The organism is Campylobacter sp. CH278 (assembly GCF_004378845.1).
Lineage (GTDB): Bacteria > Campylobacterota > Campylobacteria > Campylobacterales > Campylobacteraceae > Campylobacter_D > Campylobacter_D jejuni.
The window spans coordinates 117,566-132,154 of record NZ_RYXZ01000001.1 but is presented as its reverse complement, the minus strand read 5'-3'; the positions used below and the strand labels follow the sequence as shown (position 1 = coordinate 132,154).

The window sequence follows — 14,589 nt, the reverse complement described above, 5'->3', positions numbered from 1 at the left end:
TTAAGCCTCCGCTATCATTTTTTTATATTCAGGACCCTCTTCGCCTAAAACAAGTTTGGTTCCATCAATTTTAAAAGGAGGAATTTCAAGAGGCTTTGGAGGAGGTCCAAAAACATTTTTTCCACTTGTATCAAATTCTCCACCATGACAGGCACATTTAAACAATTGCTCACTTGGTTGGTAAGCAGGTATACAACCTAAATGCGTACAAAGTCCTATAACCACAGTATAAGCTGCGTTATCTACCACAACATCGCGTTTTGCATCTTTTGGCATACTCGCATCTTTTTTTAATATAAAAATAGGCTTTTTACGCCATTCTATAGTTCTAAGCTCTCCATCTTGCATTCCTGATAAATCCACTGTAGTAAAACCTGCAGCTTTAACACTTGGAAGCGGGTCCCAAGTTTTTTTCATCGCAACAAGCGAGAAAACACCACCTACAGCAGTTACGCTTCCAAATGCAAAACCCATAAAGCTTCGTCTACTCTCAGATGTAGCCATAACTTGTCCTTTCGATTTTATTTTTTAACCAAGTTAAAAGTTTATCGAAATTAAAATAAATTTTTTCTTTGTTTAACAAGTTTTGATATTTAGACAATAAGAGCAAAAAGAGAAAAAACAAGCACAGGTAAAGTTATCAAAAAACCAAATTTACAATATTGCCAAAAAGAAATATTAATGCCTTTTCTAGCCAAAACTCCAAGCCAAAGCAAAGTTGCTAAAGAACCTATTGGCGTAAGTTTTGGGCCTATATTTACCCCCAAAAGATGTGCATAAATCATCAAAGAATCAAAAGAAAAATTCTCAAAATATTCTTTTAATGCCAAATCTCCGATTAAAACCATAGGCAAATTATTAAACACAGAAGATCCAAAAGCTGAAATCAAAGCCACACCAAAAATTCCACTCTTACCTTGCATCAAAAAAGCATAACTTTTAACCAAAATTTCACTCACACCTATTTTATGTAAAGCAAAAACTACCATATAAAGCCCAAAACTAAAAAGCAAAACTCCATAAGGTGCTTCAAAAAGAATTTTAATACTTTTTTTACCTTGAATTTTTAAAACAATAAGCCAAAAAATTCCCGCCCAAAGCAAAGCAAAAAAACTTATTTTAATATTAAAAATTTCACCTATAAAAAAACTGATCACAAAAAGAAATAAAAACACTACGCAAAGAAAAAACAACTTCAATGAAATTTGCTCTTTTTTGACTAATTTAAATTCAAGCCTTTTAGGTAAAACTCTCACATAAAGCACAAAAACCATAACTATAGCAGAAAGCAAAACAAAAAAATTTGGCAAAAACATATTTTTAGCAAATTCTAAAAATTCTATCTTAAAATAATTTGCTGTAATGATATTGGTTAAATTTGAAATAACCAAAGCATTTGAACTTGCATCACATAAAAAAGAAAGACTAAGTAAAAAAGAACTTAAAATAAAAGCATGATTTTTACAATCTTTAAGAGTTGAAAATAAAGCTATAATAATAGGTGTAATGATTAAAATCGCTCCATCGTTAGCAAAAAATACAGAAAGAAAAAATACAAAAATTAACAAAAATAACATCAATTTTTTTGTGCTAATATAAATTTTGCCTTGATTTTTCTCTCTAGAAAAATGCAAAATTTTACTCGCAATAAAATCAAAAAATCCCAAAGCTTCCAAGCTAAAAGAAAGGACAATCAACCCAACCAAAGTTAAAGAACTATCCCAAACCAAAGAAAAAACAAAATAAGCATCTTTAAAGTCTACCAATTGAAAAATAAAAACAAAAAAAGCCCCCAAGCTAGAAAATACCCAAATAGGTAAATTCCATGGACGCCAAAAAAGCAAAACTAAAGTAGATAAAAAAATGAAAAAAGCAAGCATTTAAGCTTTTTTCTTTTGCATTTTGATGTAAATTTGTAAAATATCTAACGCTGCAGGAGTGATTCCACTGATTTGACTTGCGGCAAAAATGGTTGGAGGTTTATGATGATTAAGCTTTTCTACAACCTCATTACTTAAACCGCTTACACTTTTAAAATCAAAATTTTCAGGAATTTTAAGCTCGCTAAGATTTTTCATTTTTTCTACTTGAGCTTTTTGCATGCTGATATAATGATAATATTTTGCCTCGTTTAAAATTTCTCTTAAAGAGTAATGATCCATAGTTTCAAACATAGAATCAAGTTTTTTTAATTTTTCTATATCAAAACTTGCTCTTGCAACAATTTTTTGAAGATTGACTATAGAAGAAATTTTATCTTCTCCTAAACTCTCTAAAAAAGCATTATTTTGGTTGTTAGGCGTAAATTCTTTAGAAAGTAAAAATTCAAGTCCTTTTTGAAGATTGTTTGCAATATTTTGTATATAAGTAAAATCTTGCTCGCTTAAAAGTCCTAAATCATAGCCATATTTTCCAAGTCTTAGTATAGCATTTTCTTCCCTTAAAAGCAGTCTAAATTCCGCTCTTGAAGTAAACATTCTATAAGGTTCTTTTGTGCCTTTTACTACTAAATCATCGATTAAAACTCCTATATAAGCTTCATCACGCCTTAAAATCAAAGGCTCTTTCATATCTATGCTTAAACTTGCATTGATTCCTGCCATAAAGCCTTGTGCTGCAGCCTCTTCATAACCTGTAGTTCCATTAATCTGTCCTGCACAATAAAGATTTTTAATCTTTTTAAGTTCTAAAGTATGCTTAAGTTCAGTTGGCTCTATATAGTCATATTCTATAGCATAACCAAAACGGGTTATTTTAGCATTTTCAAAACCCTTTACAGAACGCAGCATTTGAGTTTGTACTTCATAAGGTAAAGAAGTAGAAAAACCATTGATATAATACTCCGTCGCATCGATAGTTTGAGGTTCTATAAAAAGATGATGACTTTCTTTGTCGCTAAAACGATTGATTTTATCTTCTATAGAAGGACAATACCTTGGCCCTACACCTTCAATCTGTCCTGTAAAAAGTGGAGCACGATAAAAATTATTCTTAATAATCTCATGTGTAGTTGTATTAGTGCGTGCGATATAACAAGGAAGTTGAGTAGGATTGAAATTTTTTGAACGAAAACTAAAAGCTTTAGGATTTACATCACCATCTTGAATTTCAAGCATGCTAAAATCAATGCTTTTTGCATCCACTCTTGGGCAAGTTCCTGTTTTTAAACGCCCCATTTTCAAACCCAAAGTTTGTAGATAATTTCCTAAATTTACCGAAGCAAGCTCCCCTACCCTTCCTGCTTGAAGTTTATTTTCACCTACATGAATAAGTCCATTTAAAAAAGTTCCTGTTGTTAGGATCACTTTTTTGGCAAAATATGTATTTTCTAAATTTGTTTTTACGCCTTTAACTTTATTATTTTCTACGATTAAAACACTCGCTTGTTCTTGAGAGATTTCTAAATTTGGAAGTTTTAAAAGTTTATTACGCGCAATGATACGGTATTTATCCATATCAATTTGTGCCCTACTTGCTTGAACGGCTACACCCTTACTTTCATTTAAAATGCGAAATTGTATCCCTGCTTCATCGGTGATTTCACCCATAAGACCACCCATGGCATCAAGTTCTTTTACCAAATGCCCTTTAGCAAGCCCTCCTATGGCTGGATTACAACTTGCTGCTCCTATTTGCTCAATCAATGTAGTTAAAAGTAAGGTTTTTTTACCCATTCTAGCAGCAGCAGCACTTGCTTCAACACCCGCATGTCCACCACCTATAACAATGACATCAAACATATTTTGCCTTGAAAAATGTGAATTTTTAAAAGAAAGATTATATAATATTTAGACTTAAAACAAACTCGTTTTAAGTCTAACAAAAATTTATTTAGCTTCTTGAAGAGAGAAAATTAACTCATTATAAGTTTTATCTGCATCTTTGCAGAAATTTTTAAGCATCTCAACACCCTTATTTAAGCCTTGTTGCTGTTCTACTCTTAAAAGATCGCTATAAAGGCTTTCTATTGTAGAAATAGCGCTTTTATTTGGCATACGACGAACGGAATAATAGCCTATGATATTATTATTAATATCTATTGATGGAGTTACATTTGCAAAAACCCAGTAGTAATTGTTATCTTTGGTTTTATTTTTTACGTAAGCAAAAATTTCTTTGCCTTCTTTCATATAATCCCATAAATATTTAAAAACAGTTTTTGGCATCTCTTCATGTCTTACTATGTTATGAGGTTTATTTAAAACTTCACCCATGGTATAACCTGCATACTTTAAAAAATCATCATTTGCATAAACTATTTTACCTTTTAAATCTGTTTTAGAAGTAATTAAACTATCTTCTTGTAAAAAAATTTCTCTTGACATTTTCCCACCCTCTTAATTTATATTTTTAATTTTGCTAAGATTTCAGCACTTCTTTGCTCTAGTGATTTAATATCATTTACAATCGCATCATAAGCTTTTTGATCGATATAATCTTGACTTGATTCTTCTATTGCTTTTTTAGCGTTATCTTTTATAAATTCTTTAGCTAAATTTAACTCAGTTTCAGAACTAAGCTCATTAATAACACCTTGAGCTCTCTCATCTTGGCAAAGATTAGAAATTGGATCTACACTTTCAAGATTAAAATTTTGAGCCCCATTTAAATTTAAATATATATTTGATTTATAAAGAATATGATCGATTTTAACTACAGACAAAATCAATCTCTTTGCAAAGGATCCAAAATTAACACCAAGAGCACTACTATTTTCTTCTAGACGTTTAAAAGCTTGAGAAAATTTATTAATTCTTTCTTCAGATTCACTAACAATGTTAAAAACTTGCTCACTGCCACTTTGGATATTTACAAAATCTTGTTGCATAGTCTGAATTGCAATAGAAATTTCGCTTGTAGATCTTTGAGTTCTTTCTGCTAACTTTCTAACTTCATCAGCCACAACCGCAAAGCCCCTACCATGCTCTCCTGCACGCGCAGCTTCAATAGCAGCATTTAAAGCTAGAAGATTGGTTTGATCGGCTATATCGCGTATTACTTCAACCACTGAAGTAATATTTTGGGAATTAGCCACAAAAGTTTGCACTGTTTCCTTGCTTGAATTTACAACATCCATTAAAGAACCCATAGCACTTTGCAAAGAATCCACCTCTGAGCCATTTTCTGTAGCTGTATGAGAAATGGCATCCACTGTATCATATACATTTTTCATCATGCTAATATCTTGATTTAATGAGCTAGAAATTTGAGACATATCTTTATTTTGATTTCCAAGGCTTAAATCCATTAAAGTTCTTGATAAAGCATTTTTAAAAGTAGATCTTGCTGTCACTTCTATGTTTGCTAAAGCTTTATTTATAAATTCGATATTATGAGCAAAAATTCCTTTTAAACCTTCAGGCAAAGCCTTGCGATAAAATTCACCTTTTTGAGAACAAGAAATAGAAGTATTAATTTCCCTTAAGTAAGCTTCTAACCCATCAATAGTATTGTTAAGATTATCTGCTATTTCGGCTAATTTTTTGCTTTTTGTTTTTACATAGATGATTCTATTGTCAAAATTTCCTTCTTTTAACTCTCTACAAAGAACCAAAAGTTTATCTATCATTATTTGCTCATCTTTGTGTTGTCTAAGCAAATAAACCATTAAAACAGCGATTAAAACAAAAATTATCGCTCCAACAAAAATATGAATAAAAATGACACCTAAAACACCGATAATACTTAGAAAAATAGTTAATAATAATCCATTTTTCACCATAAATTTACCCTTTTTATTGAAAATTTTTTGAAATCATAAATCAAAACAATACTTTAACAATATATTACTTTAATTTCTAGGTGAAAATTATACAATAAAAAAGATTAAATATATCTTATTTAATTATTTTCTTGTAACTTAAAAATAAGTTCATTATAAGTCATTTTATAAGAACTTACAATATCCATTAAAGCTGAAACTCCAGCATTAATACCTGATTTTTTCTCTTTTTCAAGTAAAATTTTATAAACTTCTTCAATTATAGAAAGAGATTTTCTATTGGGTGCACGACGAACAGAATAATAATTGATGATATCTCCATTAGTATCAAATGAAGCACTTACATTTGCAAAAACCCAGTAAAAACTACCATCCTTAGCTTTATTTTTAACAAATGCAAAAATTTCTTCTCCTTTTTGAATATAATCCCAAAGACATTTAAATACAGTACGTGGCATATCTTCATGTCTTACTATATTATGAGGTTTATACAAAAGCTCACCAACTTTATAACCTGCGTATTTTAAAAAGTCATTATTGGCATAAATGATATTCCCCTTAAGATCTGTTTTAGAAGTAATTAAAGCATTTTCAGACAAAACTATTTCTTTCATAATTTAAAACATCCCAATAAAACAAATAAATCAAAAATAGAATTATTACCAATAATAAATAACAAAAAGCAAACTGAATTACAAAATTATAAAATTTTCAAAAATATTTTAAATTTTATAATATGCAAATAATGAGAAATTTTGTAACATTTATATAAAAAATTATCATATCATATAAAAGAAAGTATTTCTAGATTTGTTTTTTTGTTAAAATTTACGATACACATTGTTAAAATTATATTTTACAAAGATCAAAAGGAGTGAATAAACTTGGAAACTTTAAGTCAAACTTTAGCTGAAAGAAAACCGCCTTTATATAAACGTATTATCAAAAGTCTTGGATTTTGGGTGATTATAGGCATTATTGCAGGTATTGTACTTGGCTATATAGATAAAGAATTAGCCATTGCTAGCAAACCAGGAGTTGATTATTTTATAGGTGCTTTAAAGGTTCTTATAGGCCCTATTATTTTTGTTACTTTGGTTTTAGGCATCATTAGTCTTGAAAGTTTAAAAAAAGTAGGTAGCATTGGTGCTAAAGCGGTTATTTACTTTGAAGTTGTAAGTACTTTAGCACTTGCTATAGGTATTTTTATGGCAAATGTTATGCAACCAGGCCATGGAATGAATCTTGATCCAAGTCAACTTGATACAAAAAGCGTTCAAAAATACATTTCTCAAACCACAGAAGTAAGTGCGAGCTCTGAGATTATGCATATTTTAAAAGATGCTATGCCTACTGATATCATCACACCTTTTACAGAAGGAAAAACCATACAAGTTTTAGTTATTGCTGTCATTACTGCTTTGATTATTTCTTTAATGAGAACAGAAGATAAACAGGCAATTCAAAGAGTTTTTGAAGTGGTGCAAAATTTTGTTTTTAAAATTTTACAAATTATTATGTATTTTAGTCCTATTGCCGCCTTTTCAGCAATGGCTGTACTCATAGCTCAATACGGAATTAGCTCTTTGATTAACTTAGCATATTTACTTTTAGTAATGCTGATTTCATGTCTTGTTTTTATATTTGGAATCTTAGGTTTGATTTGCTATTTTGCAAAAGTAAATATCTTCAAATTTATGAGATTTATCTCAAGAGAAGTATTGATCGTTTTTGCAACTAGCTCAAGCGAGTCTGCACTTGCTCCTTTAATGAGAAAACTAGAAAAAGCAGGACTCTCTAAAGCAACAGTCGGACTTGTTTTACCAACGGGATATAGTTTTAATCTTGATTGTACAAATATTTATCTAGCCATGAGCTTAATCTTTCTAGCACAAGCCTTCAATGTAAATTTAAGTTTAGCACACGAAATCAGTATTTTAATAGTATTAATGATAGCTTCAAAAGGTGCAGTAGGTGTAACTGGATCAGGTTTTATAGTGCTTGGAAGTACGCTTGCAGCTCTAGGAAATATGGAAATTTCTGAAGCAAATGCAACCTTAGCACAAGTTCTGCCAGTAGCTGCTATAGGTGTTCTTTTAGGTGTTGATAAATTTATGTCTGAAATGAGAGCGGTTGGAAATCTTTGTGGAAATTCAGTAGCAGCCTTAATCGTTGCTATCTGGGATAAACAAATTGATTGGGAAAAATTCCGCTACGCTATGGACAATCCAGAAAAATTCCATAATGCTGGAATGAACTAATGAGTTCTTTGGAGGAAATCATATCGATTAACCTCCTCTAAAGTATTATCTTTTTTTCTAAATTGCTTTAAAAAACTTTCATTAAAATTAAAACTAAATCCAACTTGAACAACAGTATCATCAACAGTCTCTCTTGCACTATAATCACGACGCAATAAATTTAAACTAAATACACTATAAGGAGAGTAAGATACTTGATAATTAGTTTTATCATTATCCTTACTAATATCAAAAGCAAAAGCAGTATAAGTTGGAATTGCAAAACTTACCCCAAGCTGTAAATTTTTTTCTGCATCATTGGGTATATAATAATTACTATAAGCCTTTATAAATTTACTATAACCAAACTCCGTACCAAAGCTTTTAGTATCTTTTTGTTCTTTTTGTTTATCAATAAAACCATTAACTCCAAACAAAAAATCATCTTTTTCATAACGATTGATCAAACCTCCTGAATAATTATAATTATCTTGAGCTACAAAAAGTTCTTTTTGAAAAAGCAAAGAATTATTTTCTCCCTCATAAAGAGAGCTTAAATTTTTAACCTGTGCGTTTTCATTTTGAAAATCCAAATTCCCATCTGTTTTATCTATACCATTATTATTTTCTAAAGTTTTTGAAAGTAAGCTATCAAAAGTGCTTTTTAAATCCACATTCTCTTCTTGAATTTTTGGAGCTTCTTTGATATTTTTATAATCAAAGTGTTCCCAAGAATTTTGATTATTATTTTTTGCTAAAGCCTTTGCAAGTTCATCGGCATTGAGTAAAGAAAATAATGTTATTATATAAAAAATACCCCTCATTATTCTTATATTCCTTATTATTTCTTGATTTGAGTATTTATTATAAAAAAATAATATAAATAAAAATTACACAAAGACTAAAAATAAAATTAGCAAATTTAAAGTAAATAAGTGTATAATTAAAATAAAAAAGAGGGTTATTAATGCAAAAAGACAACCTCATAGCTTTTGTTATTTTTATTATCAGTGCTATTGCATTTATTATTTGGGGATTTGGTTATATTTCACAACATCAACTGATTCTTTTTATTCTTGCTTCTGTATTTGGCATTTTTATGGCATTTAATATAGGTGGAAATGACGTAGCCAATTCTTTTGGAACAAGCGTTGGTGCAAAAACAGTCACCATTAAACAAGCTTTAATTATAGCGGCTGTTTTTGAGCTAAGTGGAGCAATCTTTGCAGGTGCAGAAGTTACTAAGACCATACGTAGCGGTATTGTTGTTTTTCCAAATTCTTTAGATCCTATGCTTTTTGTTATCATTATGCTTGCTGCACTTTTAAGCTCTGGAGTTTGGATTTTTATTGCAACCAAAAAAGGCTTACCTGTATCAACCACACATAGTATAGTTGGTGGGATTGTAGGTGCTAGTATTATGATGGGGCTTTTAAAATTTGATGGAATTCAAACACTCTCTATGGTTAAATGGAGTGAAATTGTAAAAATAGCTATTTCTTGGGTAATTTCGCCTCTTCTAGGAGGTATTGTAGCCTATATTATTTATTCATATATTGATAAGAAAATTTTAAAACCATCAGAAAAACTAAATGATGATTTGAAAAATATCAAAAAAGAAAGAAAAAAATTCAAAGAAAAGTATTTTTTAAATTTAAAAACAAAATCCCAAGAAGAACAAATCAAAGAACTTTCCGCTATAGCTTTAGATGAAGAAGAACAGGAAAATAATTTCTACAGAAATAAAATGAAGGAATTTAAAGAACAAGAAAAAGATATAGATATTTACTCTATTTTAAAAACCCATATGCCGATCATTGCTTGTATTGCTGCTGCTATCATTTCAGCAATGTTTTTATTTAAAGGCTTAAATAATGTTAGCACTTTAGATATTTTGCAAAACTTTTGGATTATCGGAATTATCGGAACTATAAGTTATGTTGTAACATTTGCTATAGTCAAAATCGTTAAAAAAACAGAGCTTAATAAAACTACTGATAGAATTTTCTCGTGGTTTCAAATATTTACAGCCTCTAGCTTTGCATTTTCACACGGAGCTAATGATATAGCCAATGCCATAGGTCCTTTTGCAGCCATCTTAGATGTCTTAAGGAATGGAACTATAAATGCAAATTCGCCAGTACCTTTTGCTGCTTTGGCTATGTTTGGAATAGCCTTAGTTGTCGGACTTTGGTTTTTAGGTAAAGAAGTAATTACCACAGTAGGTTCAAAACTTGCAACTATACGCCCTACTACTGGATTTTCCGCAGAACTTGGTGCAAGCGTTGTTATACTCTTAGCTACACAATTTGGAATTCCTGTTAGCTCCACTCATATACTCATAGGTGCTATCTTGGGTATAGGAGTGTATAATAAAAATGCAAATTGGATTATGATGAAACCTATAGGATTGGCTTGGATTATCACTTTACCAGCCGCTGGTATTATGGCAGCACTTATATTTTTAGGATTTAAACTATCTTTAGGAATTTAAGCAAAGCTTATTTTTCTAAAATGTTTTTCCTCTAAGTATATGCATTTTAATTTTTCCAAAAAGTTTATCCTTAAAATAAAGAGAACTTTTTGGAGCAAAAATTTCTTCATTCTCGTCAAAAAGAACTAGATTAGCTTCTTTGCCAACTTCTATAACTCCACTATTTAAACCCAAAAATTCACTAGGATTTTTACTTGTAAATTGACAAAGCTCTTGCCAATTTAAAAATCCCTCTTTGATTAAAAAAGTATAGCAAAGACTTATAAATTCGCATACGCTATGGATTCCAAAGGCCGCTTCATCAAAAGCCAAATCTTTTAAAGAAATTGATTTTGCACTATGTAAGGAAGTTAAAAAGCTAATTTTTCCTTCTTTTAAAGCCTCTCTTAAAGCCAAAACGTCTTCTTTGCTTCTTAAAGGTGGCATAAGTTTCGCAGCGGTATTAAAATCTTCACAAGCACTATCATCTTTGATAAGGTGATGAATGCTTACAAGTTTTAAATCCTTTTCATCTAATAATACTAAAGAATCTTTCAAACTTAAAAGATCAAAAATGACCTTATTTTTATAAAATTTAGCCAATTCTTTCATTTTAGCTATCTGGCTAGTTTCAGCGATTTTACTCATGCCTATAAGCCCTAGCTCAAAACTCATTTCACAATCATTCATCACTCCATTATCATCAAAATCCTTATCATAACAACGCACAAAAATTGGAGAGTCTTTCATAAAAGCATATTGTGAACTTACTTTTAAAGTATTTGCATCTAAAGAGCTGTCAAGCTCTAAAGCACAAGCACCTTTATTTAAAAGAGTGGCTAAATTTTTAAGCTTGCCGTTTGCATCCTTAACCCGCACGCTTGAAAAAATTTGCATCTTTCTTTGAGCTAAATTTTGTAAAAATAAAGCAAAACTTTCTTCATCAAAATCCATACAATCACGCAAAACTATACTAGAAATTCCTCCTTTTAGGCACTCATTTTCTAAAAGTTCTAAATTAGCTAAAGAAAATTTATCGTTTTTTAAACTCACACACAAATCCACAAAAGATGGAAGTAAAGTCATACCTTTAGCATCTAAAATTTCTTCACCTTGTAAATTAGAACCAATATTGGTAATTTTTCCTTCTTTAATCTCTATATCTTGTAAAGAATCTCCATAAATTTTTGCATTTTTAATTATCATGATCTTTCCTTAATCATTTTGCTTTAATAAATTCTGCGTTGCTTCTTGCACACTTTTACCCTTAAAAATTGCCACTACTTCATTTACAATAGGTGTATAAATTCCTTTCATTTTTGCTAATTTTTCTATAGCATAAGCAGTTTTTACACCTTCTGCTACTTCATTAAGTTCAGCTAAAATACTATCTAATTTTTGATTTTGCGCCAGTTTTAAACCTACTCTATAATTTCTTGATAAAACACTCGTTGCAGTTAAAAACAAATCCCCTGCCCCACTTAACCCTAAAAAAGTTTCTTCTTTAGCACCAAAAAATTTACCAAAACGATGCATTTCTATAAGCCCTCTTGAAATCAGTGCCGCTCTTGCATTATTGCCAAGTTTTAACCCATCACTAATCCCACTTGCAATTGCTAAAACATTCTTATAAGCACCACAAATTTCAGCACCACGAACATCATTATCAATATAAGTTTTAATAAAATCAGGGAAAAAACTTGCAAATTTTTTACAAAGCTCTTGTTTTATCCCGCTAATCATCAAGGCTGTAGGAAGTTTTTGCATCACTTCAGCAGCAAAAGAAGGGCCACTTAAAACACAAAAATTTTCTTTTGGTACAAAATCTAAGAAAATTTCATCTAAAAATTGACAACTTTGATCTTCTATGCCTTTTGAAGCAATTAAAATTTTTTGTCCCTTGTTGATGAAATTTTCTTTAAGCCAAGCACGCATCCCTTGAGAACTTAAAGCAAAAACAAGATATTCACATTCTAAAGCTTCTTTTATACTAACAAAATCTTCTAAATCACGCTGATGCAAAGAACTGATAAAACAATTGTAATTTTCTTTTAAGGCTAGATGTAAAGCACTGCCCCATTTTCCCGCACCAATAACCGCTATACCCATCAACCAAGCTTTGTTTTTAAAATTTCATTCACTTTTGCAGGATTAAAAGCTCCTTTACCCTCTTTCATTGTTTGACCCACAAAAAATCCAAAAAGCTTGTCTTTACCACTTTTATACTCTGCAACCTTATCGGCATTTGCATTTAAAATTTTTTCAATCACCGCTTCTATGGCTGAGTCATCACTTACTTGCTTAAGTCCTAGCTTTTCTATAGCTTCATCAATTTCCACACTAGTATTTTCAAATACAAAAGCTAAGACATCTTTAGCCGCTTTTGCACTGATAGTGCCATCTTCTATGCGTTTAATTAAAACTCCAAGTTTTTGAGCATCTACAGGAGAATTTTCTATAGTCAATTCTCCTTTTAAAAGTCCCATAAGTTCGGTATTTAACCAATTTACACAAAGTTTAGGATTTAAATTTTGAGAAATAAGACTTTCAAAAAAACGACTCATTTCTAAAGAACTGATTAAAACCTCAGCATCACTTTCTTTTATACCAAGCTCGTCTATAAAGCGTGCTTTCTTCTCATCAGGAAGTTCAGGGATTTTAATATCCAAAAACTCATCTTTTAATAAAACAGGCAATAAATCAGGATCAGGAAAATAGCGATATTCTGCCGCTTCTTCTTTGCCACGCATACTTCTTGTAACTAAATTTGTTGTATCAAAAAGTCTGGTTTCTTGAACTACTTCTTGTTCGTAAGTTCCATCTTCCCAAGCCTCACTTTGTCTTTTTACCTCATATTCTATAGCTTTTTGGATAAAACGAAAAGAATTAAGATTTTTAATCTCTACTCTAGTATAAAGTTTTGTATCGCCCTTAGGTCTTATACTAACATTTGCATCGCATCTAAAACTTCCTTCTTGCATATTTGCATCTGAAATGTCTAAAAAGCGTATAATAGAATGAAGTTTTTTAAGATAAGCCACCGCCTCATCACTACTTCTAAGCTCAGGCTCACTGACAATCTCAAGCAAAGGAGTTCCTGCACGATTTAAATCCACTTTAGAAAAATTACTTTCATGGATATTTTTACCTGCATCTTCTTCCAAATGTGCTCTTGTAATACCTATGCGTTTATTTTCACCATTTACATTGATAAAAAGCTCACCCTTTTCTACTATAGGGATATCAAATTGTGAAATTTGATAAGCCTTAGGTAAATCTGGATAAAAATAATTCTTACGATTAAAAACACTTTTTTTATTAATTGTTGCATTGACAGCTTTTCCAAAAGCTATAGCTTTTTTTACAGCCTCTTCATTTAAAACAGGCAAAGCTCCTGGTAAGGCCAAACAAGTGGGACAAACATTAGTATTTGGAGCTTCTCCAAAAGAAGTTGCGCATGAGCAAAAGATTTTTGTTTTTGTATTTAACTGAGTATGAACTTCAAGACCTATAACTACTTCAAACATAAAATTTCCTTGAATTTTTAAATGTTTTATTTTATCTTTTTTTCTTTTAGAAAGGCTTTAAATATTAACTTTAAATGCTATAATCCTTAGGCAATTTATATTTAAGGAGTTAAAATGCCATTATTAGACAGCTTTAAAGTTGACCATACTAAAATGCCAGCTCCTGCTGTGCGTTTAGCTAAAGTTATGAAAACACCTAAGGGTGATGATATTAGTGTATTTGATTTGCGTTTTTGCATACCAAATAAAGACATTATGAGCGAAAAAGGCACTCATACCTTAGAACATTTATTTGCAGGATTTATGAGAGATCATTTAAATTCAAATTCAGTTGAAATTATTGATATTTCACCTATGGGTTGTCGCACGGGTTTTTATATGAGTTTAATTGGAACACCTGATGAGAAAAGTATTGCAAAAGCTTGGGAAGAAGCTATGAAAGATGTTTTAAGCGTAAGCGATCAAAGCAAAATTCCTGAACTTAATATCTATCAATGCGGAACTTGTGCCATGCATTCTTTAGATGAAGCCAAACAAATTGCCCAAAAGGTTTTAAATCTAGGTATTAGCATAATGAATAACAAAGAATTAAAACTCGAGAATGCTTAAAAAGAATCTTTATTTTTT

Annotated in this window: 13 protein-coding genes; 3 read left to right on the top strand and 10 right to left on the bottom strand. The window is 30.6% G+C overall.

What is annotated here, in order from left to right; all coding sequences use genetic code 11:
• The 6 genes from ELQ04_RS00665 to cetC form a co-directional block, all read right to left on the bottom strand.
• The gene (locus ELQ04_RS00665; RefSeq protein WP_044778023.1) at positions 1-504 is read right to left on the bottom strand and encodes a ubiquinol-cytochrome c reductase iron-sulfur subunit; all 504 of its coding nucleotides are present in this window, start codon (positions 502-504) and stop codon (positions 1-3) included.
• A gap of 89 nt (positions 505-593) precedes the next feature.
• Positions 594-1,880, bottom strand: a complete 1,287-nt coding sequence (locus ELQ04_RS00660; protein ID WP_044778025.1) for an arsenic transporter — start codon at positions 1,878-1,880, stop codon at positions 594-596.
• Entirely contained in the window at positions 1,881-3,740 is a 1,860-nt protein-coding gene (gene mnmG / locus ELQ04_RS00655) for a tRNA uridine-5-carboxymethylaminomethyl(34) synthesis enzyme MnmG (protein WP_134224415.1), read from the bottom strand.
• A gap of 87 nt (positions 3,741-3,827) precedes the next feature.
• Complete coding sequence (cetB, locus tag ELQ04_RS00650) at positions 3,828-4,325, bottom strand: bipartate energy taxis response protein CetB (protein ID WP_002866200.1); 498 nt, start codon at positions 4,323-4,325, stop codon at positions 3,828-3,830.
• A gap of 17 nt (positions 4,326-4,342) precedes the next feature.
• Positions 4,343-5,722 (bottom strand): bipartate energy taxis response protein CetA, encoded by a 1,380-nt coding sequence (gene cetA / locus ELQ04_RS00645; protein ID WP_002853772.1) that lies wholly within the window; start codon positions 5,720-5,722, stop codon positions 4,343-4,345.
• Between the two features lie 119 nt (positions 5,723-5,841).
• Positions 5,842-6,336: an energy taxis response protein CetC gene (gene cetC / locus ELQ04_RS00640; RefSeq protein WP_002854044.1), complete on the bottom strand. Its 495-nt coding sequence runs from the start codon at positions 6,334-6,336 to the stop codon at positions 5,842-5,844.
• 270 nt (positions 6,337-6,606) lie between these two features.
• Here cetC and ELQ04_RS00635 point away from each other — a divergent pair, with 270 nt between their 5' ends.
• Positions 6,607-7,983 (top strand): cation:dicarboxylase symporter family transporter, encoded by a 1,377-nt coding sequence (locus tag ELQ04_RS00635; RefSeq protein ID WP_134224414.1) that lies wholly within the window; start codon positions 6,607-6,609, stop codon positions 7,981-7,983.
• Here the strand turns inward: ELQ04_RS00635 and ELQ04_RS00630 are convergent.
• Complete coding sequence (locus tag ELQ04_RS00630; protein WP_002937864.1) at positions 7,980-8,786, bottom strand: inverse autotransporter beta-barrel domain-containing protein; 807 nt, start codon at positions 8,784-8,786, stop codon at positions 7,980-7,982. The genes ELQ04_RS00635 and ELQ04_RS00630 overlap by 4 nt on opposite strands.
• Before the next feature lie 143 nt (positions 8,787-8,929).
• Here ELQ04_RS00630 and ELQ04_RS00625 point away from each other — a divergent pair, with 143 nt between their 5' ends.
• On the top strand, positions 8,930-10,456 hold the full coding sequence (locus ELQ04_RS00625) for an inorganic phosphate transporter (RefSeq protein ID WP_134224413.1): 1,527 nt from the start codon (positions 8,930-8,932) through the stop codon (positions 10,454-10,456).
• 15 nt (positions 10,457-10,471) lie between these two features.
• Here ELQ04_RS00625 and ELQ04_RS00620 read toward each other — a convergent pair whose 3' ends face one another.
• From ELQ04_RS00620 to gatB, 3 genes are read right to left on the bottom strand one after another with little or no spacing between them, the layout of a single operon-like run.
• On the bottom strand, positions 10,472-11,641 hold the full coding sequence (locus ELQ04_RS00620; protein ID WP_002937859.1) for a metal-dependent hydrolase: 1,170 nt from the start codon (positions 11,639-11,641) through the stop codon (positions 10,472-10,474).
• A gap of 9 nt (positions 11,642-11,650) precedes the next feature.
• Complete coding sequence (locus ELQ04_RS00615) at positions 11,651-12,547, bottom strand: NAD(P)H-dependent glycerol-3-phosphate dehydrogenase (RefSeq protein ID WP_079264671.1); 897 nt, start codon at positions 12,545-12,547, stop codon at positions 11,651-11,653.
• Complete coding sequence (gatB, locus tag ELQ04_RS00610; protein ID WP_002937856.1) at positions 12,544-13,962, bottom strand: Asp-tRNA(Asn)/Glu-tRNA(Gln) amidotransferase subunit GatB; 1,419 nt, start codon at positions 13,960-13,962, stop codon at positions 12,544-12,546. The genes ELQ04_RS00615 and gatB overlap by 4 nt, the downstream gene beginning before the upstream one ends.
• A gap of 114 nt (positions 13,963-14,076) precedes the next feature.
• Between gatB and luxS the strand changes: the two genes are divergently transcribed.
• Positions 14,077-14,571, top strand: coding sequence for an S-ribosylhomocysteine lyase (luxS, locus tag ELQ04_RS00605; RefSeq protein WP_002870821.1), 495 nt, complete (start codon positions 14,077-14,079; stop codon positions 14,569-14,571).
• The last annotated feature ends 18 nt before the right edge of the window (positions 14,572-14,589 follow it).